This window comes from Vibrio sp. MOR3 (assembly GCF_001557775.1).
In the GTDB taxonomy this organism is placed as follows: Bacteria; Pseudomonadota; Gammaproteobacteria; order Enterobacterales; family Vibrionaceae; genus Vibrio; species Vibrio jasicida.
In genome coordinates, this window is sequence record NZ_LNRD01000019.1 from 49,958 (window position 1) to 76,389 (window position 26,432).

The window sequence follows — 26,432 nt, forward strand, 5'->3', positions numbered from 1 at the left end:
ATGGGTCCTTGTCACGCTAACTAGCCGAGGAGTTTGTCTTCAACCAGTTCAATTTCGTTCTTTAGTTTGGCAATAAATTTGAGTTTTCGAACTCGGTCTGCGGCTTCTGGCCAAAGACTATTATCAAGTTCTTTTTCTACACTCACCAAATGCTGTTTGTACATTTTGCTGACCTTAGAGTCGAAGTCAAAAAGCGCTGATTCCGGATCAGAGCTGTCAGCAATGTCTTCCAATTCTTCACGCAATTCCATTTGTTCCATCAAGAACATTGGGTCTTGCATAGTTTGCTGTTCACCACGAATTTCAATGCCATTTTCAGCCAAGAGATATTCCGCACGTGAAATAGGCTGCTTTAGAATTTGATAAGCATCGTTAATTTGCGCTGCTTTTTGTACCGCCATCAAGCGATCACGCTCAGAAGCAGTAGCAAAGTTATCTGGGTGGAAGCGTTTTTGTAGTTCTCGGAACTGAGAAGAAAGAAGGCTACCATCCAGCTTAAACTGACTTGGTAGCCCAAATAATTCAAAGTGATTCATTAAGATCGGGTCCTAGTAAAGCCTTCTGGACTCGGTCGTCCAGAAGGACGAACAATTAGACGTTGAAGCTTTCACCACAACCACATTCACTTTTTGCATTCGGGTTGTTGAATTCAAAGCCTTCATTCAACCCTTCCTTCACGTAATCTAACTCGGTACCGTCTAAGTACACCAAGCTCTTCTGATCGATGATGATTTTCACACCTGAAAGGTCAAATACTTCATCTTCTTCGTTAAGATCATCGACGAACTCAAGTACGTAAGCCATGCCGGAACAGCCTGTCGTCTTCACTCCAAGACGCAAACCGACACCCTTGCCTCGGTTGTCTAGGAATGCTTTTACGCGACTTGCCGCTGTTTCTGTCATTGTGATGGCCATACTGCACCTTAAGTTTGTCTAAATTACGTTTTGGAATGGGAGCGTTTTAAGGGCTCCCATTATATACGGAATACTTATTCCTGGTGTTTTTTCTTGTAGTCAGCAACTGCTGCTTTGATTGCATCTTCCGCTAGGATTGAGCAGTGAACTTTCACTGGTGGAAGCTCTAGCTCTTCTGCAATCTCAGAGTTTTTGATAGATGCCGCTTCGTCGATAGACTTGCCTTTTACCCACTCAGTTACGAGTGAGCTTGAAGCAATCGCACTACCACAACCGTATGTTTTGAATTTCGCGTCTTCAATGATGCCTTCTGGCGTCACTTTGATTTGAAGTTTCATTACGTCACCACAAGCTGGTGCGCCAACCATGCCGCTGCCTACTGATGGGTCTTCTTTATCGAAAGAACCAACGTTACGTGGGTTCTCATAGTGATCAATTACTTTTTCGCTGTATGCCATGATAAATTACCTCGAATCCTCTATTCAGTCCGTGAGATTAATGATGAGCCCATTCAACAGTGCTCAGATCAACCCCTTCCTTGTACATATCCCATAGAGGAGACATGTCGCGTAGCTTAGTCACTGCAACGCGGATTTGTTCAATTGCGTAATCAATTTCTGCTTCAGTCGTGAAACGACCAAATGAGAAACGTACTGAGCTGTGCGCCAATTCGTCGTCTAGACCAAGAGCACGAAGAACGTAAGATGGCTCTAGGCTCGCTGATGTACAAGCACTACCAGAAGAGACTGCTAGGTCTTTTAGTGACATCAGTAGAGATTCGCCTTCTACGAATGCAAAGCTCACGTTTAGGTTGTGTGGAACACGCTGTTCTAGATCACCATTCACCGTTACTGCTTCTAGATCTTTAACGCCATCTAGAAGACGGTTACGAAGTGCTAATGCGTGATCGTAATCTTTTTGCATGTCTTCTTTTGCTACGCGGAACGCTTCACCCATACCTACGATCTGGTGAGTTGGAAGTGTACCCGAGCGGAAACCACGCTCATGACCGCCACCGTGCATTTGCGCCTCAAGACGGATTCGAGGTTTGCGACGTACGTAAAGTGCGCCGATACCTTTAGGACCGTAAGCTTTGTGCGCAGACAGTGAAATAAGGTCAACTTTCATTTCTTGAACGTCGATTGGCAACTTGCCTGCCGACTGTGCAGCATCCACATGGAACACAATCTTACGTTCACGACATAATTCGCCGATTGCGGTGATGTCTTGGATAACACCAATCTCGTTGTTAACGTGCATGATTGAAACCAAAACAGTATCTTCACGCATTGCTGCTTGCAGCTTGCCTAAATCAACTAGGCCGTTTGCTTCTGGCTCTAGGTAAGTCACTTCAAAACCTTCGCGCTCTAATTGACGACATGGGTCAAGAACGGCTTTGTGCTCTGTTTTACAAGTGATTACGTGTTTACCCTTCTTAGAGTAAAAGTGAGCAGCACCTTTGATTGCAAGGTTGTCTGACTCGGTCGCACCTGATGTAAATACGATTTCGCGTGGATCTGCATTTAGAAGGTCAGCAATTTGCTCACGAGCAGTATCTACAGCTTCTTCTGCCTGCCAGCCGTAACGGTGCGAACGCGAAGCTGGGTTGCCAAATGTGCCATCCATTGTCATGTACTGAACCATTTTTTCAGCAACACGAGGATCGACTGGACATGTAGCGGAATAATCAAGATAAATCGGCAGTTTCATTCTCTACTCCAATGTAAAATGCTGACCGCTAAGAGCGGACGTTTACACCGATGGGCGCGGTGGTTGTATTTTTGTTTGATAACCCATGAGTGACCACAAGATCAATGTCCTGACGATCAGAAATTTCTAAGACTTCATTATCTGTCATTAACTCACCGAGCGTAATGTTATTTAAGAAGTCACTAATGCGAGAGCTTAGGTCACGCCACAAAGTGTGGGTTAAGCAACGAGTGCCACCTTGGCAGTCGCCTTTGCCTTGGCATTTGGTTGCGTCAACTGACTCATCAACCGCTGCGATAACAGTGCCAATAGCGATGCTGTGAGCGTCAGTACCCAGTCGGTAACCACCGCCAGGACCACGAACGCTGGCAACAAGACCGGCTTTGCGCAATTTTGAAAAAAGCTGCTCTAAGTATGAGAGCGAGATACCCTGACGCTCTGAGATATCAGCTAGAGGTACTGGGTTTTGTTGCGAGTGCAGTGCCACATCCAGCATGGCCGTCACCGCATATCTTCCTTTAGATGTAAGTTTCATACCACACCGTATCCACATCGTTTGTAATGATTAGGATTTTTCCATACCCGACTAAAATGGTCAAGTATTTATTTGACTAAAATAGTCAGGTATTCATCCTTACACCTAAGGTGGTTATTATTTGTTCAGAGCTTCTTTTCAATCGCCGTCAAAACACCACGCAAGATATTAAGCTCTTGAGCCTCTGGTCGAGCTCGTGAATACAAACGACGAAGCTTGTTCATCACCTGACCAGGCTGATCTTTGCTAATAAATTGGGTCTCCACCATTACTTTTTCAAGGTGTTCGAAGAACATTTCTAATTCTTTATGGCGAGGGTACTCTTCAGGCTCACTTGGCGTGTACTGGCTTTGTTCTAGGTTGAGGTGTGCAACACGCACTTCATAGCTCAGCGTCTGTACAGCCATTGCTAGGTTGAGCGAGCTGTATTCAGGGTTAGCTGGAATGCAAACATGGTAGTGACACTTCTGCAATTCTTCATTAGTGAGGCCTGTTCTTTCTCGGCCAAATACCAATGCAACAGGGTGCTTTTGGCCTTCGACGGCAAACTTTTCACCACATTCACGTGGTTCAAGCATTGGCCATTCTAAAGTGCGTGAACGTGCACTAGAACCAACCACTAGGCCACAATCTTCAATGGCATCTTCTAGTGTTTTTACTACCTTGGCATTTTGTGCAATATCACCTGCCCCTGCCGCTAGTGCTAGGGTTTGGTCGTCGACCTCACATTGCGGATCAACCAATACAAGCTGGCTTAAACCCATGACTTTCATTGCTCGAGCTGCCGAGCCAATGTTGCCTGAATGAGAAGTTCCGACGAGTACGACTTTTACTTGATCCAACATCTGTGATTGCTACCTAAATTAAAACCGAAGGATATTACCATAATTTTTTAACACACCCTAGGGTGAAGCAGGTTTCTATTCGCATTCTCATCAATTGTTTTTCAGCTTTAAGGTAGGGCTAATTAGTGCGGCTTTTACATACGACCAAAAAATAACCACTTCCTTTTTCTCTGCACTCTGGTATACTCGCCGCCGCTTTAAATTGTTCTTTAACATCCGTTGGGAAATTCGTATGCATCCAATGCTAAACATTGCTATTCGCGCTGCGCGAAAAGCAGGCAATCATATTGCTAAATCATTAGAAAACACAGATAAAGTTGAGTCTACGCTAAAAGGCACTAATGACTTTGTTACTAACGTAGACAAAGAAGCAGAAGCTATCATCATTGATACTATCAAGCACTCTTACCCAGAGCACTGTATCGTTGCTGAAGAAGCTGGTCTTATCGAAGGTAAAGATAAAGACGTACAATGGATCATCGACCCACTGGATGGCACCAATAACTTTGTAAAAGGTTACCCAACGTTCGCAGTATCTATCGCGGTTCGCTTCAAAGGTAAAACTGAAGTGGCTTGTGTATACGATCCAATGCAAAACGAGCTATTCACTGCACAACGTGGTGCTGGCGCTCAACTAAACAACGCTCGTATTCGTGTAGCTCAACTGAAAGACCTTCAAGGTACTGTTCTAGCGACTGGTTTCCCATTCAAACAGAAGCAACACGCTGAGTCTTACATCAAAATCGTTGGTTCTCTATTCACTGAATGTGCTGACTTCCGTCGTAGCGGCTCTGCTGCTCTTGACCTATGTTACGTGGCTGCAGGCCGTGTTGATGGTTACTTCGAACTAGGTCTAAAACCTTGGGATATGGCAGCTGGTGAGCTTATCGCTCGTGAAGCTGGTGCAATCCTAACTGACTTTGCTGGCGGCACTGAGTACATGAAGTCAGGCAACATCGTTGCTTCTAGCGCTCGTGGCGTTAAATCAATGCTTAAACACATCCGTGAAAACGGCAACAGCGCGATCCTTAAGTAAGATTCTTAAGTCATACTAAGCCCGTCACGCTGATGACTTTTGAATAGCCCCGCTCATTGAGCGGGGCTTTTTTATTTCTGAAGTTCACTAACCAGTTCAAACGGCACTTAAGCAAATTTTTTCAGACATAAAAAAACCGCTGATTGCTCAGCGGTTTTTGTTTTCGGTTCTCAATCTGCCTTATGGCATCTCGTCGAACTCTGCACCTTCTTTTTCTACTTGAGGTGGCATCAAGTGCTCTTTCTGGATACCCAGTTTTAGCGCTAGTGCTGATGCTACATAGATAGAAGAGTAAGTACCTACAGTGATACCTAGTAGAAGTGCGGTTGCGAAGCCGTGAATCATCGCACCACCTTGCATGAACAGTGCAATAACTACGAACAATGTCGTACCAGACGTAATCAATGTACGGCTCAATGTTTGAGTGATTGATGCATCCATGATGTCCGAAGGTTCGCCCTTACGCATCTTACGGAAGTTTTCACGAATCCGGTCGAATACAACGATGGTATCGTTGAGCGAGTAACCAACAACCGTAAGTAGCGCCGCTACGATGGTTAGGTCCACTTCAATTTGCATCAGTGAGAAGACACCCAGCGTGATAATGATATCGTGTGCCAGTGCCATTACCGCACCAGCCGCTAGACGCCATTCGAATCGCATTGATACGTAGATCAGGATACAGATCAGCGATACAAGAATCGCTAGACCACCCGCTTCCGTCAGCTCATCACCAACATTTGGACCTACAAACTCGATACGACGCATTTCTACGCTTTCACCCGTACCTTCTTTAATAGCACCAATGATTTGGTTACCTAGTGTTTCACCAGACATATCGTCACGAGGACGAAGACGAACCATTACATCACGAGCACTACCAAAGTTTTGTACTGTCGCATCGCCGAAGCCTTTTGAATCTAGTGCTGAACGAATCTCTTCAAGGTTTGCAGGTTGTTCAAAGCCCACCTCGATAAGCGTACCACCAGTAAAATCTAGGCCCCAGTTCAACCATTTGGTTGATAGCGTGAAGATAGAAGCTGCGATCATAACAATAGAGAATACGAACGCGACTTTCGACCAACGCATAAAGCCGATCGTGTTTTCTGCTTTTAGAATTTGAAACATATTAATTCCCAGCCTTAGATCGACAATTTATCAACGCGTTTGCCACCGTAAATCAGGTTCACGATACAACGTGTACCCACAATAGCGGTGAACATTGAAGTTAAGATACCGATAGATAGTGTTACCGCGAAACCTTTCACCGCGCCGGTACCTACTGCAAATAGAATGATTGCAGTGATAAGCGTTGTGATGTTCGCATCGGCGATAGTACTGAATGCGTTTGCGTAACCTTGGTGAATCGCTTGTTGTGGACTACGCCCATCTCGAAGTTCTTCACGGATACGCTCAAATATCAGTACGTTGGCATCGACTGCCATGCCGACCGTCAATACGATACCGGCAATACCAGGCAGCGTCATTGTCGCCCCCGGAATCATCGACATAACACCAATGATCAAAACCAAGTTCGCCATCAATGCAATATTGGCAATCAGACCGAAACCACGGTAGTAAAGCAGCGTAAATAGCATTACGGCTACCATACCCCAGATACACGCTTGAATACCCATATCGATGTTTTGCTGACCCATTGATGGACCGATGGTTCGTTCTTCAACGATTGAGATAGGCGCAATTAGAGCACCAGCACGAAGTAGAAGTGCTAGGTTGTGAGCTTCAGCAGCAGAATCGATACCGGTAATACGGAAGTTACGGCCAAGCGCAGACTGAATCGTTGCTTGGTTGATCACTTCTTCATGTTTATCCAGAATCACACGACCTTCTGGCGTACGACGACCACTATCTTTGTACTCTGCAAACACGGTTGCCATTAGCTTACCGATGTTCTTTTTAGAGAACGCTGACATCTTGTTACCACCTTCGCTGTCTAGCGAGATGTTAACCTGAGGACGACCGTATTCATCAACACTTGAACTTGCATCTGTGATGCTTTGGCCACCGAGAATTACGCGTTTCTTCAGAACAACAGGACGGCCATCGCGATCTTGCTTAATCTCGCTACCAGCTGGTGCTCGACCGTTTGCCGCAGCAGAAAGGTCAGCTTTGTCGTCGACTTCGCGGAATTCTAGTGTTGCCGTAGCACCTAGGATTTCTTTTGCTCGAGCGGTGTCTTGAACACCTGGCAATTCAACTACGATGCGGCTAGCACCTTGACGTTGAACCAATGGCTCAGCAACACCAAGTTCATTTACACGGTTACGAAGAATCGTGATGTTTTGTTCTACTGCGTAGTTACGTATTTCTTGTAAACGTTGCTCGGTAAAGGTGGCAATCAACGCGTAACGACCATCAGAATCAGAATCGACAAAATTCATGTCTGGGTGATTCTTTTCCAACGTAGCTTTCGCTTCAGCTAGTTGCTCTTCATTACGTAGCAATACTTCCACGCCTTCTTTACCAGAAGGACGGATTGCACGGTAGCGAATCTTAGCTTCACGAAGTTCACTACGGAAAGCTTCTTCTTGTTGACCAACCAGCTTTTCCATCGCCGCGTCCATATCCACTTCCATCAAGAAGTGAACACCACCTCGTAGGTCAAGACCTAGCTTAAGTGGTGACGCACCAATTGCTTCTAGCCAATCTGGCGTAGCTGGAGCAAGGTTGAGTGCAACAATTTTATCTTTGCCAAGCGCTTCACTGATGATATCGCGGGCACTGATTTGAGTGTCAGTGTTATTGAAACGAACAAGGATTGATCCATTCTCGAGAGCAATGGATTTATGAGAGAGATGCTCTTTATCAAGAGCTTTGGTGACAGCATCCAGCGTTGACATATCTACAGAGGCACCACGTGCCCCTGTAACTTGAATAGCCGGATCTTCACCGTAGATATTTGGAAGTGCGTACAACGCAGCGGTGATGATGGCAAAAAATACCATCAAGTACTTCCATAATGGGTAACGGTTTAGCACAGCGAGGATCCTTTAGCTGTTTTATAGAGACTTCAGCGTACCTTTTGGTAGCACTGCAGTTACGAAGTCTTTCTTGATTACAACTTCATTGTTTGCGTTAAGCTCAATTGAAATGTAGTCATTGTCTTCAGCGATTTTCGTGATTTTACCCACTAGACCACCGCTTGTTAGCACTTCATCGCCTTTGCCCATGGAAGACATCAGGTTTTTGTGCTCTTTTACACGCTTAGATTGTGGACGGTAGATCATGAAGTAGAAGATCACCGCGAACATGCCTAGCATGATTAGCATTTCAAAACCGCCGCCAGCTGGAGCGCCTTCTGCTGCTGCATGAGCTTGAGAAATAAACATTAAAACATCCTCATTATATTTTATTGATAATCCAACAAGTTGGGCTTTCGTAATTTAGATTCAAGTCTAAGAGTGAGTAATAGAGATCACCTTCTCAAAAATAACGTACGTTAGCCTACTTTATTAGCAAAAGCCTCTGGCGACATGCCAAAGGCTCTAATTCTTTTATGCTTTGCTTAGTGGTGGCACTTCGCGGTAACGACGAGCGTAAAACTCTTGAACAAACTCATCGAAACGGTCTTCATCAATCGCCGTGCGAATGCTTTCCATCAAACGCTGGTAGTAGCGCAAGTTATGGATAGTATTCAAACGCGCGCCTAGAATTTCATTACAACGCTCTAGGTGGTGAAGGTACGACTTGCTGTAGTTTTGACAAGTGTAACAGTCACAGTGCGGATCTAGCGGAGTTGTATCCGTTTTATGTTTCGCATTACGGATCTTGATCACACCACCAGTCACAAATAGGTGACCGTTTCGTGCATTACGCGTTGGCATTACACAGTCAAACATGTCGATACCGCGACGAACACCTTCAACCAAATCTTCCGGCTTACCTACGCCCATTAGGTAACGAGGCTTATCTTCTGGAAGTTGTGGGCAAGTGTGCTCAAGGATACGGTGCATGTCTTCTTTCGGTTCGCCTACTGCAAGACCACCAACTGCGTAACCATCAAAACCGATTTCAGTTAGACCTTTAACCGATACGTCACGTAGGTCTTCGTAAACACCACCTTGAACAATACCAAATAGGTTGTTCGGGTTTTCTAGCTTATCGAAGTGGTCACGTGAGCGTTGTGCCCAACGTAGTGACATTTCCATCGATTTTTTCGCTTCGTTGTGTGTCGCTGGGTATGGCGTACACTCGTCGAAGATCATGACGATGTCAGAACCTAGGTCTTTTTGGATTTCCATCGACTTTTCAGCGTCCATGAAAATCTTGTCGCCGTTTACAGGGCTACGGAAGTGAACACCTTTTTCGGTGATCTTACGCATTTTACCTAGGCTGAATACTTGGAAACCGCCTGAATCAGTAAGAATAGGACCGTGCCAGTTCATGAAATCGTGCAGGTCACCGTGCATTTTCATCACTTCTTGACCAGGACGTAACCATAGGTGGAAAGTGTTGCCTAGCAGGATTTCTGCACCCGTGCCTTTTACTTCTTCCGGAGTCATGCCTTTAACCGTACCGTAAGTACCTACTGGCATGAATGCTGGAGTTTGAACAGTGCCACGTTCGAAGGTCAATTGACCACGACGCGCATTGCCGTTTTTCTTTTTAAGATCGAATGATAATTTCACGATGCCTCCGAGTGTCAGAGAAACAGTCTGACTATGTATCTTGGGGGTGTTCCCCACTTTAAGGAGCGGTCGCCTTCCTTGCGAGAGACAAAGCAGAAGTTCTACTCTGTTTCCTAGCGTACTGCTAGCACTCGTAAATCATTAGCTTTCTCCCCCTCCTAACCTCCCTCCTTTTACAAAGGAAGGGCTAGTAGGGAGGGGTTAAAACATTATGCCGTTTTCTTCTTAATAAACATTGAGTCACCGTACGAGAAGAAACGGTATTGGTTATCCACAGCGTGCTTGTAAGCATTCATGGTGTTCTCGTAACCTGCGAATGCACTGACCAACATAATCAATGTTGACTCAGGCAAGTGGAAATTGGTGATCAAACAATCCACCAGCTGGTACTCGTAACCAGGGTAGATAAAGATTTCAGTATCACCAAAGAATGGTACCAATTCCGTGCCTTTCTTCAGTGCGTCTTGCGCTGCACTTTCAAGCGAACGAACTGATGTAGTGCCTACGGCAACGATTCGGCCACCGCGTGCTTTAGCTGCATTAATCGCATCAACAACATCTTGCGGTACTTCAACGTACTCAGCGTGCATGTGATGATCGTTAATGTCGTCCACTTTCACTGGTTGGAACGTACCGGCACCAACATGAAGTGTTACGTAAGCAAACTCAGCGCCTTTCGCCTTGATCTTCTCAAGCAGAACATCATCAAAATGAAGGCCTGCCGTTGGTGCTGCAACCGCACCTGGCTTTTGGTTGTAAACCGTTTGGTAACGCTCTTTATCTGCGTCTTCATCTGGGCGGTCGATGTAAGGAGGAAGTGGCATGTGACCAATTTCTTCCAGAATGTCTAAAACCGTCTTATCAGACTCAAACTTCAGTTCAAAAAGAGCATCATGGCGAGCAACCATTTGCGCTGAATATTCATCGTTCTCGCCAACAATAATAGTCGAACCTGGCTTTGGTGATTTTGAACAACGAACGTGAGCCAGAATGCTCTTTTCGTCCAACATACGCTCTACCAACACTTCTAGTTTGCCGCCAGACTCTTTTCGACCAAACATACGCGCAGGGATAACGCGAGTATTATTGAAAACCACTAGATCACCAGCTTGAACTTGGTCCAACACATCAGTAAATGTGCCATCAATAAGTTCGCCAGTATTGCCATCCATTTGCAGCAGTCGGCTAGCGGTACGCTCTGGTTGAGGGTAGCGGGCGATAAGTTCATCTGGAAGGTCGAAATGGAAATCTGATACTTGCATGTTACTTGTCTTATATATTGGTCAAATCACGTCGAAAACGACGATAAAATTGCGACGAGTTTTTCGCAGCAGACTAGTATATGTTTACATGCTGCAATAGCAAGCAAATCCCCTTAGATTGACTGTAAAACCTTTCATTAAGAGTGTAATAAAACGTGAAAGTCTCAGGATTAGCAGCAACAAAAAAGCAGCGGAGTTCGCTGCTTATCTTTTCTATCTATTGCGGCCTGATTTTATACTTTACGTCGGCGCAACCATGTAAATGAGGCTAAAACACTCAGCCACCAAATTCCTAAGCTACCACCATCGTCTTCAGAGCCTCTAAAATCACAGTTGTTGGTCGCAATACCATCGTGACACTCTTCTTCTCCCCCATTGTCATCATTGGCCTCTTTAATAAAGTTGGGTTCAATGATGTAACTGTTTGGGGGGGCGTCAGCGGTAATGTAAGACTGTACCCAATCATGATATTGGCTCACTTTGGTGTAGAAACTTGGGATAGTAAGTGAACCACATGTCGGAAGAATAAGAGGAGCACCGCTTACAATACCGATCTGCTTCCCCGTTGCGACATCGATGAGTGGACCACCACTGTCACCTTTACATGCAGAATTGCCATATTGGGTATTACTCTCTGAGTCCAGCACTTCATTCCGAGTTGGCAAAGTACATATTTTGGTTAAATTCTCACGTGAATCAATGATGCCCGGAAAGCTGCTGCCAATTTCTAAGCGCTCATAACATTTGTCGATGGGTAAAAAGGTGCTAATGGTGGTTTTAAGTGTATCTGAGGATTCAGACGCATCAGGTTGAGTAGTTCCCCAACCAAATACTTGCACGTTTTCCACACGCTGATTGGTTAGATAATTGTCGTTCCAATCTGCAGCCAGACGCGCTCCAATATTCTCCATCTCAGTTTTGTTTGCTAAGTCCGCAAATCTTGCATTCGCGACCGGACGAGTGAGATACAACAATGCAATATCAGAATCTAAACCCGTTTGGATGGGTTTGACGTTGCCGCTACTGTCGATATCCGCTTTAGATATACGCGTGTAATCCGGATGCACTACCACATGTGAAACTGGATAGAAGTTATCAAGCCCTGCAGTATTTAGATCATACACATTGGCATTCACGGACAGTTCACCCGGAGGGGTCACATAATAGCTCGCTTCGTTGGTTCCCTGCCCCATCACCACACAGTGTGCCGCAGTTAATACCCATTGTTCCGTCAGCATGGTACCGCCACACAGCGGAAACTCTGCCATGTTACTTGCGCGTAAAGTCACACGATCAACCGGGTCGGTTTGCTCATCTCCTAACACAATCGCTTGAGCGGATTGCACACTGAATGCCGCCACTGCCAAAGCAATGATCTTGTTGCATTTCGTTCGTTTCATTTAGGTTGTAATCTTCAATCTGGTAAGCCTGAGCATATCTTCTTCCACAGGCTTATCTTGGAGAATCAAGCAAGTAAAAATGTGCGATTCAACTCATTAGATTACATTCTGACCACATACCTTATCAGTGAAAAATGCAAACTGACTCGCATTGAGTTTTTCAACGGTAAAACAGCAATAATTAACAAACCAATCAGTAGTAATTTCTTTGAACTATAGTGAAGGTGAGCATTTGCTCTTTGAACATTGATTGAGGTAAGTATGAAGATGTTAACTATGGCGTTAAGTGCCGCCGTACTCGTGTTTTCTTCCGGTACACTCGCAAACTCTAACCACCAGAAGATCACCACAATGCAACAAGCATGTGACTTAAAGCAGGTCCCTCGTTTATGTGCGGTCAACCTTCCTAATAAAAGCTATATCGGCCGATGTGTGGACGCGAAAGCTTATGGTCTTATCTGTGTGCATTTTAAGCAACGTTAAGAGTAACCAAAGCTAAGGTTTCAACGCCTTAGCTTTGGTTATTTATGATAGCGCTTACATCCTAACATCGCCCCAAATGAGTAGCTGGGATTATGGAAAACTCCAGTACATTCTCACCTCTGATTGATCTCCATCTAATCGTTTTATTTTATTAGTGAAAAACGAGGCAGCTCCCAGATATACGGAAAAATATTCTCTATATTTAAAGGAAGGACAATGCCGCTGGAGGTCTCTATGATCAAGGTTGAAGACATGATGACTCGCAACCCTCATACCTTGCTGCGTGAGCACACATTACGTGACGCAAAAAGCATGATGGAAGCGCTTGATATTCGACATATTCCGGTTGTTGATGCCAATAAACACTTACAAGGCTTGGTGACTCAACGCGATATTCTTGCTGCACAAGAATCCTGTTTACACCCAGATGAGGCTGAACAATCTTTTACCCTCGACACCCCGCTTTATGAAATGATGCACACCAACATCATGACAGCAGAACCAAGAGCTGGATTAAAGCAAAGTGCTATCTATATGCAAAAACACAAAGTAGGCTGTTTGCCTGTGGTAACTAAAGGTCACTTAGTCGGAATTATCACCGACACAGACTTTGTTTCCATCGCAATCAACCTACTAGAGCTTCAGGAAGAAGTTGAACCTGAAGAGCTAGAAACAGAATAGTTTGAGCAGAGCTTATTGCACTCATAACAAATAAAAAGCAAAAAAAGAGCGGCTAATTCGCCGCTCAAGATGTCATTACTAACGTAGTAATTATAGACTCTATGCTTGTTAGAATTGGTCTTCTTCGGTAGACCCTGTCAGTGCTGTCACTGAAGATTGCCCGCCTTGGATAGTATTGGTCATTCTGTCAAAGTATCCCGTACCTACCTCTTGCTGGTGCGCTACGAACGTATAGCCTTTTTCTGCCGCTTCAAACTCAGGACGCTGAACTTTCTCAACGTAATGACGCATGCCTTCGCCTTGTGCGTAAGCGTGTGCCAGTTCGAACATGTTGAACCACATGTTGTGAATACCTGCTAGCGTGATGAACTGGTACTTGTAGCCCATATTCGCCAGTTCTTGTTGGAACTTAGCAATGGTTTCTGCATCTAGGTTTTTCTCCCAGTTGAATGAAGGCGAACAGTTGTATGCCAATAGTTGGTCTGGGTACTCGGCATGAATCGCTTCTGCAAACTTACGAGCTTCTTCTAAACATGGCGTTGCCGTCTCACACCAGATTAGATCCGCATATGGTGCGTAAGCTAGGCCACGAGAGATAGCTTGGTCGATACCCGCACGAACACGGTAGAAACCTTCTGGAGTGCGCTCTCCTTGAATAAAGTCTTTATCATATGGGTCGCAATCAGACGTTAGCAAGTCGGCTGCGTTTGCATCGGTACGCGCAATAACCAGTGTTGTTGTGCCAGCAACATCCGCGGCTAGGCGAGCTGCTACCAGTTTTTGCACCGCTTCTTGAGTTGGAACCAATACTTTACCGCCCATGTGACCACATTTTTTCACTGATGCTAATTGGTCTTCAAAGTGAACACCTGCCGCACCTGCGTCGATCATCGATTTCATTAGCTCGTAAGCGTTAAGTACACCACCAAAGCCTGCTTCTGCATCCGCGACGATTGGTAGGAAGTAATCAATGCCGCCTTCATCTTCTGGCGATTTACCTGCTGTCCATTGAATTTGGTCTGCACGACGGAACGAATTATTGATGCGTTTAACGACCGAAGGAACAGAATCTACTGGATACAGAGATTGGTCTGGGTACATCGTAGACGCAGTATTATTATCTGCCGCTACCTGCCAGCCAGATAGGTAAATCGCTTCGATACCTGCTTTCGCTTGCTGTACGGCTTGCCCCCCCGTTAGTGCACCAAGGCAGTTAACATAGCCTTTCTTTGAGCTACCGTTGACCAGTGACCAAAGTTTGTCAGCACCACGTTGTGCAATCGTGTTCGCAGGTACCATAGAACCACGCAGTGTTACTACTTCTTCCGCAGTGTAGGTGCGTTTTACGTTTTTCCAGCGTGGGTTGGTTGCCCAATCTTTTTCCAGAGCTTCAATTTGTTGGCGGCGAGTTAAGTTAGTCATTGGTCTATCCCTCTTATAATGTGCACTTGTGCATGTGCGTTGAGTTTTCCGTTCTCAGGCAGTACATCCTTATCTGCCTCGAATCTTTCACGTAGTCGTTAAACAAACACGTATTAGTTAAATAAACATGTATTAGTTAGATAAATTGAGTGTTTAAAATCTTTGGGTTAATCCAAGTAGTCATAACCTGGAATGGTTAAAAAGTTGGTCAGTTCATCGCTTGTGGTGAGCCTAGCCATCAAATCTGCCGCTTCTTCAAATCGACCAGCTTGGTAGCGCTGCTCGCCAATTTCTTGTTTCACGACTTCAATTTCTTCTTTCAGGTAGAGTTCGAACAGCTCTTTAGTGACCTTCAATCCGTTGTCGAGCGACTTACCGTGTTGAATCCATTGCCAGATAGAAGCACGTGAGATTTCAGCCGTTGCTGCGTCTTCCATCAGTCCGTAAATCGGCACACAACCGTTGCCAGAGATCCAAGCTTCGATGTATTGCAGCGCAACGCGGATGTTATGGCGCATGCCCTCTTCTGAACGTTCACCTTCGCACGGTTCAAGCAGATCTGCGGCGGTGATTGGTGCGTCTTCTGAGCGGTTCACATCCAATTGGTTGGTGCGCTGCCCCAGTGTGGCACTGAACACTTCCATTGCGGTGTCTGCCAACCCCGGGTGAGCAACCCAAGTTCCGTCGTGACCGTTGTTAGCTTCTAGCGATTTATCGTTGTGGATCTTATCCAGTACTTTTTGGTTTTCTTGTGGGTCTTTAGCCGGAATAAAGGCTGCCATGCCGCCCATCGCAAATGCGCCACGTTTATGACAAGTTCGCACCAACAATCTTGAGTAAGCGTTGAGGAATGGCTTATCCATGGTCACCACTTGGCGATCCGGAAGTACGCGATCTGGGTGGTTTTTCAGTGTTTTGATGTAGCTAAAGATGTAATCCCAGCGACCACAGTTCAAACCAACGATATGCTCTTTCAGTGAGAACAGAATCTCATCCATTTCGAATACGGCTGGTAAGGTTTCAATCAGTACAGTCGCTTTGATGGTGCCTGTATCCAAACCGAAATACTCTTCGGTGAAATGGAACACTTCGCTCCACCACTTCGCTTCATGATGCGATTGCAGTTTTGGAATGTAGAAGTAAGGACCGCTTCCCTTTTTCAGTAGCGCTTTGTAGTTGTTGTAGAAGTACAGAGCGAAATCGAATAGCGCACCTGGAATGATCTGACCGTGCCACGTTACGTGTTTTTCTTTTAGATGCAGTCCGCGAACACGGCAGATCAACACCGCTGGGTCTTCTGCCAGCTGATAGTGCTTGCCATTGTCAGGATTGGTGTAACTGATGGTGCCATTAACAGCATCGCGCAAGTTAATTTGACCATCCAGAACTTTACTCCACGCAGGGGACATCGAATCTTCGAAGTCAGCCATGAACACTTTTACATTCGCATTCAGTGCGTTAATCACCATTTTGCGATCAGTTGGTCCTGTAATCTCCACTCGGCGATCTTGCAGATCTTGCGGGATTCCGAGGATCTTCCAGCTTCCTTCACGAATGTCTTGTGTCTCTGGTAGAAAGTCTGGCAGTTCACCAGCGTCGATGCGTGCTTGCTTTCCTTCTCGTGCTTCCAGCAACTGTTCAACACGTCCGGCAAATTTTTCACACAGTAGAGATAAAAAGGTTTGGGCTTCAACAGGGAAAATTGCTTGATGTTCAGGAGCAACGACTCCATTCACCTCAAGCATGCCTTGGGTTTGCTTTAGTTGTTGTGTTTTTTGTTCTGTCTGAGCAAGCATAATCATTCATCCTTAACGTGCTTTATCCATCTTGGGCAGTCAGCCTAAAGCTACATTTGTAATTTATGAACAACAAATTACATCCTTCGATTTGGTGTTCACTTCGCTTCGTTGTGTCTATACCTTGCGCAACCTGAATTGCTTTTTCAATCTAGACATAAGTCTTACAAGCCTTTAATTAAGCTAACCCAACAAAGGTTTCAGCGAAACCCCTCAAGTAAACAAAACGTTAAATTCAAAGTTTTATTCGGTATCAAACAAGTGTTTGATTTTTGAGTTCAATTTGTAAGTTATTACGTAATTAAATTACATTAAATTTACAGGTTATTTTTGAATTCAAACAAGCGTATGAATAGTGAGGCAGGAGAAAAATCCTTGTATTCACAAGGGCTAGGAAGAGGAAATTAAACGCGACTTAAACGCGTTACGCAGGCAGTTGTGTAAAATTAACATTGTGAAATTTCACTATTTTATGAAAGCTTCATGAAAGTTCATCTGTAAAATTTTACAAGTCAAAGTTCACGTACAGAATAAAATGCTAAAAAGCGCACTATTTCTAGTGCGCTTTTTGATATTAGATCGGGAGTAGCAGGCTAATACTAATCGCTAAAGCAGTTCAGAGACGACTTCTGCCAATTGATTGAAAGTGTTTGATCGTGACGAGCTCGGACGCCAAACCAAACCAATATCGCGATATGCTTGCTGACCTGGAGGGTCGATCACCACTAAGTTCTGGTTGTGTAGCAAACCATGATCAATCGCCATTTGCGGGATAAACGTGGTGCCCAGACCATTCGCCACCATTTGCACCAATGTATGAAGACTGGTTGCGGTGAATGGGTTGATCTTCTCTTTGTCCGTTAGCTTACATGCTGAAACCGCGTGCTCTGTAAGACAGTGCTCTTTCTCTAATAAGAAGACGGATTCATCTGGCAAGTCTGCATAACGGATCGGTACAGGAACAGAATCCGCTTGATTGGCGCTGATCACCATGCGAAATGGATCTTGACCGACTACACGACTTTCCATTCCTTCTATCTCTACAGGCAGAGCCAGAATCAATACGTCCAACTCACCGTGGCGAAGCGCTTGCAGCAAGTTAGTCGTGGTGTCTTCTCTTAATAGAAGATTTAATTGCGGGAAGCGGTAGTTCACCTCTTGAACAAGATCGCACAATAAGAAAGGTGCTATGGTCGGAATACAACCGACTTTAAGCTGCCCTTCCATATCATCGCCTTGGCATAAGCGACCCAGTTCAACAAGATCTTGCCCTTTGGCGAGCAATTCTCGACCTTGCTGCACCACCATTTCACCAGCTTGAGTGAAGACTAATGGGCTTTTTTTATCTTTCTTTTCGTAAAGTGGACAACCAATCAACTCTTCAAGGTTTTGGATGCCTTTACTTAAGGTGGATTGACTAACAAAACAACGCTCAGCAGCATCACTAAAATGTCGAGTTTCGTGCAGAGTGACCAAATAGTGTAACTGCTTCAAGCTAGGCCATTTATTCATAATTCTATTTGTATCTATTGCTGTTCCAGTGATCGAGATAATAGTTTTGGTGTTATCGCTTTTTTCGATGAACTCAATCTATTTATTTCGCTTTTTTCAATACTACAATCTGTACTATAGTTTGTCTCGCACAAACACGGACCAAACCTAAATAACTGAATGTAGGTTTGGAGCAAACAAAATTTTTAGGAGCAAAAAAATGGTACTAGTAGGTCGTCAAGCCCCTGACTTTACTGCAGCAGCTGTTCTAGGTAACGGTGAAATCGTTGAAAACTTCAACTTTGCAGAATTCACTAAAGGTAAGAAAGCAGTAGTATTCTTCTACCCACTAGATTTCACGTTCGTTTGCCCATCTGAACTAATCGCATTCGACAACCGTCTAGCTGATTTCCAAGCTAAAGGTGTTGAAGTAATCGGTGTTTCTATCGATTCTCAGTTCTCTCATAACGCATGGCGTAACACTGCTATCGAAGATGGCGGTATCGGTCAAGTTAAATACCCTCTAGTTGCTGACGTTAAGCACGAAATCTGTAAAGCGTACGATGTAGAGCACCCAGAAGCAGGCGTTGCTTTCCGTGGTTCTTTCCTAATCGACGAAGACGGTCTTGTACGTCACCAAGTAGTTAACGATCTACCTCTAGGTCGTAACATCGACGAAATGCTACGCATGGTTGATGCTCTTAACTTCCACCAGAAGCACGGCGAAGTATGTCCTGCACAATGGGAAGAAGGTAAAGCAGGTATGGACGCATCTCCAAAAGGTGTTGCAGCGTTCCTATCTGAGCACGCAGACGACCTAAGCAAGTAATAGACACTGCCGCCCAAGCTCAATGGGCGTGTTGGTTGGATGTATATATAAAGCAAAAAGCTATAGCGGGAAAACCGCAAACGCCAATCAGTCTAAGTAAAGTCATAAAAAAGCCCAGAGTTCGCTCTGGGCTTTCTTTTTATCTGTATTTTTGAAAAGCAAAAGAGGTAAACCGCGTGCAAAAAGTTTACCTCTATTTCCCTGCCTCTCTATAAAGATTCTCCTCTTTCGTCCTGCTAGTATTTGCTGTAATTACAATAATTCAGGACAACCTCGTGAACACTCAACTTGAAGTCTGTATTGATAACATTGAATCTCTCCACAACGCGATTGCCGGTGGTGCAACCCGCATCGAACTCTGCTCTTCACTTGCTTTGGGTGGCTTAACCCCAAGCTATGGCTTTATGCAGCAAGCCGCTAAACGCTCTACTATTCCGGTTTACGCGATGATTCGCCCTCGCCAAGGCGACTTCTTCTACAGTGAGGAAGAAATCGAAATGATGCGTTGGGATATTGAAGCCGCTAAACAAGCAGGCTTGAATGGTGTCGTGCTCGGCGTGCTCACTCAAGACGGCGACATTCATATGCCTTACGCGACAGCGTTGTGTGAATTTGCCCAAGCTCTCGGATTGGGCGTGACTTTCCACCGTGCCTTTGACCAGTGTCGCGATGCTGAAAAAGCGTTAGAAGAAGTGATCAGCTTAGGCTGTGAACGCATTTTGACTTCGGGACTTGCGCCTTCAGCACCACAAGGGATCGATGTGCTTAGAGCTTTGGTTGAGCAAGCGCAGGGACGTATTGCGATCATGGCGGGCGCCGGTGTCAATGCAGACAATGTTGGCCAGATCGTGGAACAAGCCAAAGTCACTGAAGTGCATTTATCTGGTAAGACAACTCGCCCGAGCCACATGACCTTTATTGCCGAGCAAAGCAAAATGGGCGCTGCCGATGTGAATGACTTTTCGATTCCAGTCACTAACACTGAAGCTATCGCGAACATGGTAACAGCTCTCAATTAAGCGCTTTCAAATCCCGTCTTTGGTTATTGAGTGCTAACATATTGATAACTAAGGACGGGAGGAAACATGGCGAAACTGAAGAAAAAGGAATACGAAGAAGCACTAGAACATCTGCAAATTGAATTAGTTAAGCTCCAAGAGTGGGTCAAACACAAAGGGCTTAAAGTCGTGGTACTGTTTGAAGGACGCGACGCCGCTGGCAAAGGTGGCACCATCAAACGCATCACTGAAAAACTCAACCCTCGAGTCTGCCGTATCGCAGCCCTTCCCGCCCCAACAGAAAAAGAAAAAACACAATGGTACTTCCAGCGCTATGTAGCACACTTGCCTGCTGCCGGAGAAATCGTGTTGTTTGACCGCAGTTGGTACAACCGTGCCGGTGTAGAGAAAGTCATGGGCTTTTGTACTCCCGACCAATATGAGGAATTCCTTCGTTCCTGCCCTGAATTCGAGCGCATGTTGCAACGCTCTGGCATCATCTTAATTAAGTACTGGTTTTCAGTCTCCGATGAAGAGCAAGAAAAGCGTTTCTTAGAACGTATCAATACCCCTATCAAACGTTGGAAGTTCAGCCCGATGGATTTGGAATCACGTAACCGCTGGGCAGAATATTCAGAAGCAAAAGATAAGATGTTTGCCTACACAGACACGAAAAACTGTCCTTGGTGGGTGGTCCCTTCTGATGATAAAAAGAAAGCTCGGCTGAACTGTATCAGTCATTTACTCAGCCAAGTCGAGTACGAAGAACTTGAGCATCCCGTTATCGAATTACCAGAGCTGAGTAAAGAAGGTTATGTTCGTGCCCCTATCGACGATCAAACCTTTGTCCCTGATAAATACTAGAGAGACACCATGGCGAAAGACTTGTTTCATACCCTTGATCTGAACTTACTCAAAACCTTTATGATTTTGATGCAAGAGCGAAACATGCGTAAAGCGTCACAACGTCTATTGGTCTCGCAGCCAGCAATCAGCCAAGCATTACAAAAACTGCGTCATCACTTTGATGACGAACTTTTTGTGAAAGTAAAAACAGGTCTTGAACCGACACCTTTCGCCGAATCTCTCGCCAACGATATTACGCCGCACCTCGATGGTTTAGCTGACGCAGTTAATCGCTCCCATCAGTTTGATCCTATCGAAGTGGACAACAAAATACGTATTGCGCTTGCGCCAATTACAATGACTTGCTTGCCCGGTTTCCTCTTCGAACAAATTAGAATATTAGCCCCTAACGCCCAACTTGAACTGGTCGGTTGGTCAAACAGTACTGTGGATGAGATCTTAAAGGGTGAAACCCTGATGGGCGTAAACTACGAATTACTTCTAACCAACAAAGAGATCTACACGCCGAAGCTACTGGATTTGAAAGGGCGTATTTTTGTCCGCGAAGATCACCCAATCACCCAACCTCATGTTGAACCACATGATCTTGGCGGTTACCCAATTGCTTCTTTAATTTCTCCAGGGTGGAACGACAAATTTAGCTATGCATCTGAACTTCTAACCGAAATGGGCGTTAAACACAGCATTGGATTTCGCTCAGAAATGGTCTCTGCAATACTTGATGTCGTCAAACACACCGACATGTATTTACCTCACTCCAATTTACTTCCGGTTGAGCAATTTCCGGGATTAAGAGCCGTTGACGTCACGATTGATGGTCAACCACAAATGAAGTCTATTCACGCTCATATGCATGTGAGAAACCGCAATAATCCACTCGTCAGTTGGCTCGTTGGCCTTATCCAACAAGGTTTAACAATACAAGCTAACAAGCCTTAGTCTGATAAGAAATTATTATCACCAAAATAATTAGACCTACTTAGTCATAAAATATACTTCTCAATAAGATAGCCCTGCTTCAAAGGGAATTTAGAAAGAGCGATTGCTTACAGTAAGGATGCTGTTCCTCGTTTACTTATTGAGAGTTCAGACATGACATATAAACTTGTAAAGCTTACTGCCGCTAGTGCCCTTCTTGCTTCTTTCAGCTCAATTGCAGCTGTTATCCCAGATCGCCCAAATCCAGGCATTCCAACCAACCCAATTCAAGGTGTGCCAGAGCAACCTCTTCTACCAGAAGTTGATAACGGTGTTCCTGGTGTGCCAGATCGTCCACGCCCAGATTTACCGCCAACACCACCAATTGAAGCGGCACCTGAACATCCAACGCTTCCAGAAGTAGATAATGGCGTTCCTCATGTTCCGGATCGCCCAACGCCACAGCTGCCATCAAACCCTATCGAAAATAATCCAACGGATGACCGTCTAAACCACTTAGAAGGCTTGGCTGCAGAATACAGCTACCGCTTAAACCAACAAGCAGAACAAATGGACGGAATCCGAGCAAGCTTACACGCTGTCACTAATGCTCGACCTTACGCGACAAGTGGTGAACTGGCTATCGGTGCAGGTGTTGGCTTCTCAGGTAGCAAAGAAGCGGTCGCGGTTGGCGGTGCTTACGGTCTAACAGACCAAGTTAGTTTATCAGGTACCTTCCACTACGAATCATCGGGTAAGTACTCCTCCTCTGACGTTGCTGGCGGCGTTGGTGTCCAAATTAGCTTTAGATAAAAACTGCACTCAATAAGTCCATAGCCAAGGAAGGCTTTTATTTAGGTAACTCTATGAAACGCAAATTCTTTCTCGCTGCCCTTATTCTCGCTCCTATTAGCGTCCAAGCTTCAGGTATTTATGTCTCTCCAGAAGTTAAGATTGGCTCATTTCGAGGGGCTGGTATCCAACTGGGGACAACCGATATTGCGGGCTTTGATGCGCTGTATTTTGATTACTCTCAGATTACTTATAAGAGCGGTAATTATGATGAAACCATTGACGCCTACCATATTGGCTTTCAACACTTATTTGGTCATCAACCACAGATGGGATTTCAAGCGAGCTTAGGATTAGCGCAGTACGATGGAACGTATCGCAATGAACGAAGAGATGCGAACGGATTGAGTATTGGTGGCGCTTACGTATACCAAGTTAACCCAATATTGTCGGTAAGAGCAGGGGCGGATTTAGACGTTTTCATGAACGATAAAACCCACACCTTTACTGATACGGCAATTAACTTTTCTCTGGGCTTTGGCCTGCGCCTTTAAGACTTACTTCAGTACGTCATCGATGCTTTGATCACCAAGGTGACGTACGTCTTTGCCTTTCACGAAATAAATGATGTATTCACAGATGTTTTGACAACGATCGCCCACACGCTCAATGGCACGTGCCGACCACATCACTTGCAGGATATGCGGAATATTTTTCGGGTCTTCCATCATGTATGTCATCAACTGACGAATCACCGCTTCGTATTCCGCATCCAACTTATCATCGAGCTTATGCACTTCTGCTGCGGCTTCTACGTCCATACGCGCAAATGCATCTAATACTTGGTGTAGCATCTGGATCGCTTGACGACATAGTGGCTCTAACGATACATGAAACTGACGTTCTTGCGATGATGGGCTTTCAATTGCGACATAAGCAATGCGCGTCGCAACATCACCAATACGTTCAAGATCGGTGATGGTCTTAATAATCGCCATGATCAAACGTAAGTCTTTTGCAGTTGGCTGACGCTTGGCAATGATACGGGTACAAGCATCATCAATAGACACTTCCATCGCGTTCACTTTATGATCATCACGCACAACTTTACGCGCCAGCTCGATATCTTCCTTATGCAAGGCTTGAATAGCATACGAGAGTTGCTGTTCTACCAAGCCGCCCATGGTAAGTACATGGGTACGAATCGATTCTAGCTCTACGTTAAATTGTCCTGAGATGTGACGTCCAAAGTGCATGGCTTTCCTTTAATCCTTAAGAGATCGTAACTTAACCGTAACGACCGGTGATGTAATCTTCGGTTTGTTTCTTCATTGGAGAAGTGAAGATCGAATCCGCATCCGAGTATTCAATCAACTTACCCATATGGATAAATGCAGTGTGATCACTGACACGCGCCGCTTGTTGCATGTTATGGGTAACGATAACCACAGTATATTGAGTCTTGAGCTCATTGATAAGCTCTTCAATAGTTAAAGTTGATATTGGGTCCAATGCCGATGTCGGTTCATCCAATAATAGAACTTCAGGTTCGATAGCGACGGCACGAGCAATCACCAAACGCTGTTGTTGGCCGCCAGAAAGTCCAAATGCGTTTTCATGCAGACGGTCTTTTACTTCGTCCCATAATGCCGCAGAGCGTAGTGAACGCTCGACCGCATCATCCAACATGCGACTGTTCTTCACACCTTGCAGACGAAGGCCATAAACCACGTTTTCGTAAATCGACTTAGGGAATGGGTTTGGGCGCTGGAATACCATGCCAACTCGGCGACGCAGCGTGGCGACATCCACACTTGGGTTGTAGACGTTCTTACCATGCAGACGTACTTTACCCGTCACTTTACAACCTTCAACTAAGTCGTTCATTCGGTTGATACAGCGCAGCAGTGTGGATTTTCCACAACCTGACGGGCCGATGAACGCCGTTACGCGCCCTTTCGGAATACGCATGGAGATATCATGCAGCGCCTGAGCCTGACCATAGAAAAGATTAAGGTTCTCAATCGAGATAGCCGTTTGTTCATCCGTCAGGTTATGCACATCCAATGGTGGCTCGTAACCCAATGTATTATCAAAGTTAAACATGCTTAATCTTGTCCTAAAGTTCTGTATTTCTCTCGCAGATTATTACGAATGCTGATTGCTGTTAAGTTTAGTCCGACAATAACCGTCACGAGTAAGAAAGAAGTCGCGTAAACCAGCGGACGCGCAGCTTCGATATTCGAAGTCTGGAAGCCAACATCGTAAATGTGGAAGCCTAGGTGCATAAACTTTCTGTCCAAGTGCACATAAGGGAATTGCCCATCCACTGGCAAGCTAGAAGCTAACTTCACAACGCCTACCAGCATCAATGGCGCCACTTCCCCCGCAGCTCGGGCAATTGCGAGAATTAAACCTGTAATGATCGCAGGGGTTGCCATAGGCAATACCACACGCCACAACGTTTCGAACTGCGTTGCGCCCAACGCCAACGAACCATGACGAACAGAGCTAGGAATACGGGTTAAGCCCTCTTCCGTGGTGACAATCACCACCGGTAACGTCAAGACAGCCAGAGTCAGTGCTGACCACAATAAGCCAGGCGTGCCAAAGGTTGGAGCAGGTAATCGCTCGGCGTAAAACAGGTTATCGATAGAGGCGCCAATAGTGTAAACAAAAAAGCCTAAACCAAACACGCCGTAAACGATCGAAGGAACACCAGCAAGATTAATAACTGCAATACGAATCACGCGAGTAAGAGCATTGTTCTTGGCATACTCATGTAAGTAAATCGCCGCAACTACGCCCAATGGCATCACGATGATAGACATGATGATAACCAAGAAAACCGTACCGAAAATTGCCGGAAAAACACCACCTTCAGAGTTCGATTCGCGAGGGTCTTCGGATAAGAACTTCCAAACCTGTTTCCCCCAATGGGCAACCTTCTCAGGCAATGACATTTGGTTTGGATACCAGTAGTCCAAAATATCTTCTAACGGAATCGCAACCTGAGTTCCAGTCATGTCTTCGACAATGAGAGAATAATCAGAGAAGCCTAAACGTAACCCATCAAGCTGAGTATCTAGCTTCGCGAGTTCCGCTTCAATTTCGGCTTTTCGTTGGCTATTGTTCACCAAAAACTCGTCCGTGATGGTGTCGTTGAGCTCGTGCTTGCGTTTATCTAAGCGAAGCTGCTCTAACTGCCACCCCAAGTCTTTTACTTGATCATCCACCAACATATCAATTTCATGATGTAAGGTTTCTGCATCATCGAGCTTCTGATCCAAAAGCGTTTGGATGTTGTTTTCGTAGCGTTTTTTTCCGTCTTGGAAGGCTACAAATTTACCGAAGAAGTAGCCACCACTGCTGCGTTCGATCACCGCCCATTCACTCGGCGTCGTCGGATCATCCAACTGTATTTTCAGCACAGAAATAAAATCTGATGGATACAATTCACGGTTAGCAATTTTGATGTTTAAGCGCGTCGCGAATTCTTCATCATCCTCGAGTTTATTCGCCGCATCTTCTGGTAGGTAACTTCTTGGTACAAAACTGCGCTCGTAAACTTGACCAACAAGAGTCGAGTTTTCATGCAACACTTCGCCCTGCACAGGAGTCAGCGCAGCAACATTCCATTGATAAAGTGGCGCGGGCCAGAAGTATGTGAGTCCCTTCCAACCAATCAACAGCAATAAACCAAGGACAGAAAGCAAGCTGATGCTTACCGCTCCCCCAGTTAACCATATCCAAGGTGCGCCAGAACGAATCCAATTTAACACGCTATTACTCGCTCTTTCATT

General features: G+C 45.2%; 27 protein-coding genes. 9 read left to right on the forward strand and 18 right to left on the reverse strand.

The genetic code is table 11. The features are described 5' to 3' along the window. Window positions 1-20: 20 nt before the first annotated feature. The 6 genes from hscB to trmJ all read right to left on the reverse strand — a co-directional run bounded on the left by hscB (window position 21) and on the right by trmJ (window position 4,005). Window positions 21-536, reverse strand: coding sequence for a co-chaperone HscB (gene hscB, locus ATB76_RS23990; protein ID WP_042606293.1), 516 nt, complete (start codon window positions 534-536; stop codon window positions 21-23). A gap of 55 nt (window positions 537-591) precedes the next feature. Next, complete coding sequence (iscA, locus tag ATB76_RS23995) at window positions 592-915, reverse strand: iron-sulfur cluster assembly protein IscA (RefSeq protein WP_038869579.1); 324 nt, start codon at window positions 913-915, stop codon at window positions 592-594. 74 nt (window positions 916-989) lie between these two features. Continuing rightward, on the reverse strand, window positions 990-1,373 hold the full coding sequence (iscU, locus tag ATB76_RS24000; protein WP_005424883.1) for a Fe-S cluster assembly scaffold IscU: 384 nt from the start codon (window positions 1,371-1,373) through the stop codon (window positions 990-992). Between the two features lie 37 nt (window positions 1,374-1,410). Continuing rightward, the gene (locus tag ATB76_RS24005; protein ID WP_039978029.1) at window positions 1,411-2,625 is read right to left on the reverse strand and encodes an IscS subfamily cysteine desulfurase; all 1,215 of its coding nucleotides are present in this window, start codon (window positions 2,623-2,625) and stop codon (window positions 1,411-1,413) included. 28 nt (window positions 2,626-2,653) lie between these two features. After that, window positions 2,654-3,160 (reverse strand): Fe-S cluster assembly transcriptional regulator IscR, encoded by a 507-nt coding sequence (gene iscR / locus ATB76_RS24010; protein WP_038881779.1) that lies wholly within the window; start codon window positions 3,158-3,160, stop codon window positions 2,654-2,656. 125 nt (window positions 3,161-3,285) lie between these two features. After that, window positions 3,286-4,005, reverse strand: coding sequence for a tRNA (cytosine(32)/uridine(32)-2'-O)-methyltransferase TrmJ (trmJ, locus tag ATB76_RS24015; protein WP_038869573.1), 720 nt, complete (start codon window positions 4,003-4,005; stop codon window positions 3,286-3,288). Between the two features lie 232 nt (window positions 4,006-4,237). Here trmJ and suhB point away from each other — a divergent pair, with 232 nt between their 5' ends. After that, on the forward strand, window positions 4,238-5,041 hold the full coding sequence (suhB, locus tag ATB76_RS24020) for an inositol-1-monophosphatase (protein WP_038869570.1): 804 nt from the start codon (window positions 4,238-4,240) through the stop codon (window positions 5,039-5,041). A gap of 180 nt (window positions 5,042-5,221) precedes the next feature. On the opposite strand, the gene secF is transcribed toward suhB, so the two are convergent. The 6 genes from secF to ATB76_RS24050 form a co-directional block, all read right to left on the reverse strand. Further along, window positions 5,222-6,169: a protein translocase subunit SecF gene (gene secF, locus ATB76_RS24025; RefSeq protein ID WP_038869569.1), complete on the reverse strand. Its 948-nt coding sequence runs from the start codon at window positions 6,167-6,169 to the stop codon at window positions 5,222-5,224. A 14-nt stretch (window positions 6,170-6,183) separates the two neighbouring features. After that, window positions 6,184-8,040 carry a protein translocase subunit SecD gene (gene secD / locus ATB76_RS24030; protein ID WP_081094951.1) on the reverse strand — a complete coding sequence of 619 codons (1,857 nt, stop codon included), beginning with the start codon at window positions 8,038-8,040 and terminating at the stop codon, window positions 6,184-6,186. Window positions 8,041-8,061: 21 nt separating this feature from the next. After that, the gene (gene yajC / locus ATB76_RS24035) at window positions 8,062-8,391 is read right to left on the reverse strand and encodes a preprotein translocase subunit YajC (protein WP_010446143.1); all 330 of its coding nucleotides are present in this window, start codon (window positions 8,389-8,391) and stop codon (window positions 8,062-8,064) included. A gap of 165 nt (window positions 8,392-8,556) precedes the next feature. Beyond that, window positions 8,557-9,690 carry a tRNA guanosine(34) transglycosylase Tgt gene (gene tgt, locus ATB76_RS24040; protein WP_061036217.1) on the reverse strand — a complete coding sequence of 378 codons (1,134 nt, stop codon included), beginning with the start codon at window positions 9,688-9,690 and terminating at the stop codon, window positions 8,557-8,559. A 209-nt stretch (window positions 9,691-9,899) separates the two neighbouring features. Continuing rightward, entirely contained in the window at window positions 9,900-10,952 is a 1,053-nt protein-coding gene (gene queA, locus ATB76_RS24045) for a tRNA preQ1(34) S-adenosylmethionine ribosyltransferase-isomerase QueA (protein WP_038869562.1), read from the reverse strand. Between the two features lie 233 nt (window positions 10,953-11,185). Continuing rightward, on the reverse strand, window positions 11,186-12,352 hold the full coding sequence (locus ATB76_RS24050) for a trypsin-like serine protease (protein ID WP_061036218.1): 1,167 nt from the start codon (window positions 12,350-12,352) through the stop codon (window positions 11,186-11,188). A gap of 261 nt (window positions 12,353-12,613) precedes the next feature. Between ATB76_RS24050 and ATB76_RS24055 the strand changes: the two genes are divergently transcribed. Beyond that, a complete protein-coding gene (locus ATB76_RS24055; RefSeq protein WP_061036219.1) occupies window positions 12,614-12,835 on the forward strand; it encodes a hypothetical protein in 222 nt (73 codons plus the stop codon). A 234-nt stretch (window positions 12,836-13,069) separates the two neighbouring features. Continuing rightward, a complete protein-coding gene (locus tag ATB76_RS24060) occupies window positions 13,070-13,516 on the forward strand; it encodes a CBS domain-containing protein (RefSeq protein ID WP_095760575.1) in 447 nt (148 codons plus the stop codon). Between the two features lie 108 nt (window positions 13,517-13,624). On the opposite strand, the gene aceA is transcribed toward ATB76_RS24060, so the two are convergent. The 3 genes from aceA to ATB76_RS24075 all read right to left on the reverse strand — a co-directional run bounded on the left by aceA (window position 13,625) and on the right by ATB76_RS24075 (window position 18,246). After that, window positions 13,625-14,938, reverse strand: a complete 1,314-nt coding sequence (aceA, locus tag ATB76_RS24065) for an isocitrate lyase (RefSeq protein WP_038878398.1) — start codon at window positions 14,936-14,938, stop codon at window positions 13,625-13,627. Window positions 14,939-15,105: 167 nt separating this feature from the next. Next, entirely contained in the window at window positions 15,106-16,734 is a 1,629-nt protein-coding gene (aceB, locus tag ATB76_RS24070; protein ID WP_061036220.1) for a malate synthase A, read from the reverse strand. A gap of 606 nt (window positions 16,735-17,340) precedes the next feature. Continuing rightward, a complete protein-coding gene (locus ATB76_RS24075; protein ID WP_005424789.1) occupies window positions 17,341-18,246 on the reverse strand; it encodes a hydrogen peroxide-inducible genes activator in 906 nt (301 codons plus the stop codon). Window positions 18,247-18,445: 199 nt separating this feature from the next. Between ATB76_RS24075 and ATB76_RS24080 the strand changes: the two genes are divergently transcribed. From ATB76_RS24080 to ATB76_RS24105, 6 genes are all read left to right on the forward strand, one after another. Then, a complete protein-coding gene (locus ATB76_RS24080) occupies window positions 18,446-19,054 on the forward strand; it encodes a peroxiredoxin C (protein WP_005424820.1) in 609 nt (202 codons plus the stop codon). A 275-nt stretch (window positions 19,055-19,329) separates the two neighbouring features. Further along, window positions 19,330-20,073: a copper homeostasis protein CutC gene (locus tag ATB76_RS24085; protein WP_042603094.1), complete on the forward strand. Its 744-nt coding sequence runs from the start codon at window positions 19,330-19,332 to the stop codon at window positions 20,071-20,073. Between the two features lie 66 nt (window positions 20,074-20,139). After that, complete coding sequence (ppk2, locus tag ATB76_RS24090) at window positions 20,140-20,916, forward strand: polyphosphate kinase 2 (protein WP_038878390.1); 777 nt, start codon at window positions 20,140-20,142, stop codon at window positions 20,914-20,916. A 9-nt stretch (window positions 20,917-20,925) separates the two neighbouring features. Further along, window positions 20,926-21,858 carry a LysR family transcriptional regulator gene (locus tag ATB76_RS24095; protein ID WP_042603095.1) on the forward strand — a complete coding sequence of 311 codons (933 nt, stop codon included), beginning with the start codon at window positions 20,926-20,928 and terminating at the stop codon, window positions 21,856-21,858. A 153-nt stretch (window positions 21,859-22,011) separates the two neighbouring features. Then, a complete protein-coding gene (locus ATB76_RS24100) occupies window positions 22,012-22,650 on the forward strand; it encodes a YadA C-terminal domain-containing protein (protein WP_042603096.1) in 639 nt (212 codons plus the stop codon). Window positions 22,651-22,703: 53 nt separating this feature from the next. Then, the gene (locus ATB76_RS24105; RefSeq protein ID WP_061036221.1) at window positions 22,704-23,183 is read left to right on the forward strand and encodes a hypothetical protein; all 480 of its coding nucleotides are present in this window, start codon (window positions 22,704-22,706) and stop codon (window positions 23,181-23,183) included. 3 nt (window positions 23,184-23,186) lie between these two features. Here the strand turns inward: ATB76_RS24105 and phoU are convergent, their stop codons facing one another. The 3 genes from phoU to pstA are packed head-to-tail and all read right to left on the reverse strand — an operon-like array spanning window position 23,187 to window position 26,411. Then, entirely contained in the window at window positions 23,187-23,885 is a 699-nt protein-coding gene (gene phoU, locus ATB76_RS24110) for a phosphate signaling complex protein PhoU (RefSeq protein WP_038869541.1), read from the reverse strand. 31 nt (window positions 23,886-23,916) lie between these two features. Next, the gene (gene pstB, locus ATB76_RS24115; protein WP_005424834.1) at window positions 23,917-24,735 is read right to left on the reverse strand and encodes a phosphate ABC transporter ATP-binding protein PstB; all 819 of its coding nucleotides are present in this window, start codon (window positions 24,733-24,735) and stop codon (window positions 23,917-23,919) included. A 2-nt stretch (window positions 24,736-24,737) separates the two neighbouring features. Next, on the reverse strand, window positions 24,738-26,411 hold the full coding sequence (gene pstA / locus ATB76_RS24120) for a phosphate ABC transporter permease PstA (RefSeq protein WP_042606306.1): 1,674 nt from the start codon (window positions 26,409-26,411) through the stop codon (window positions 24,738-24,740). Window positions 26,412-26,432: the final 21 nt, after the last annotated feature.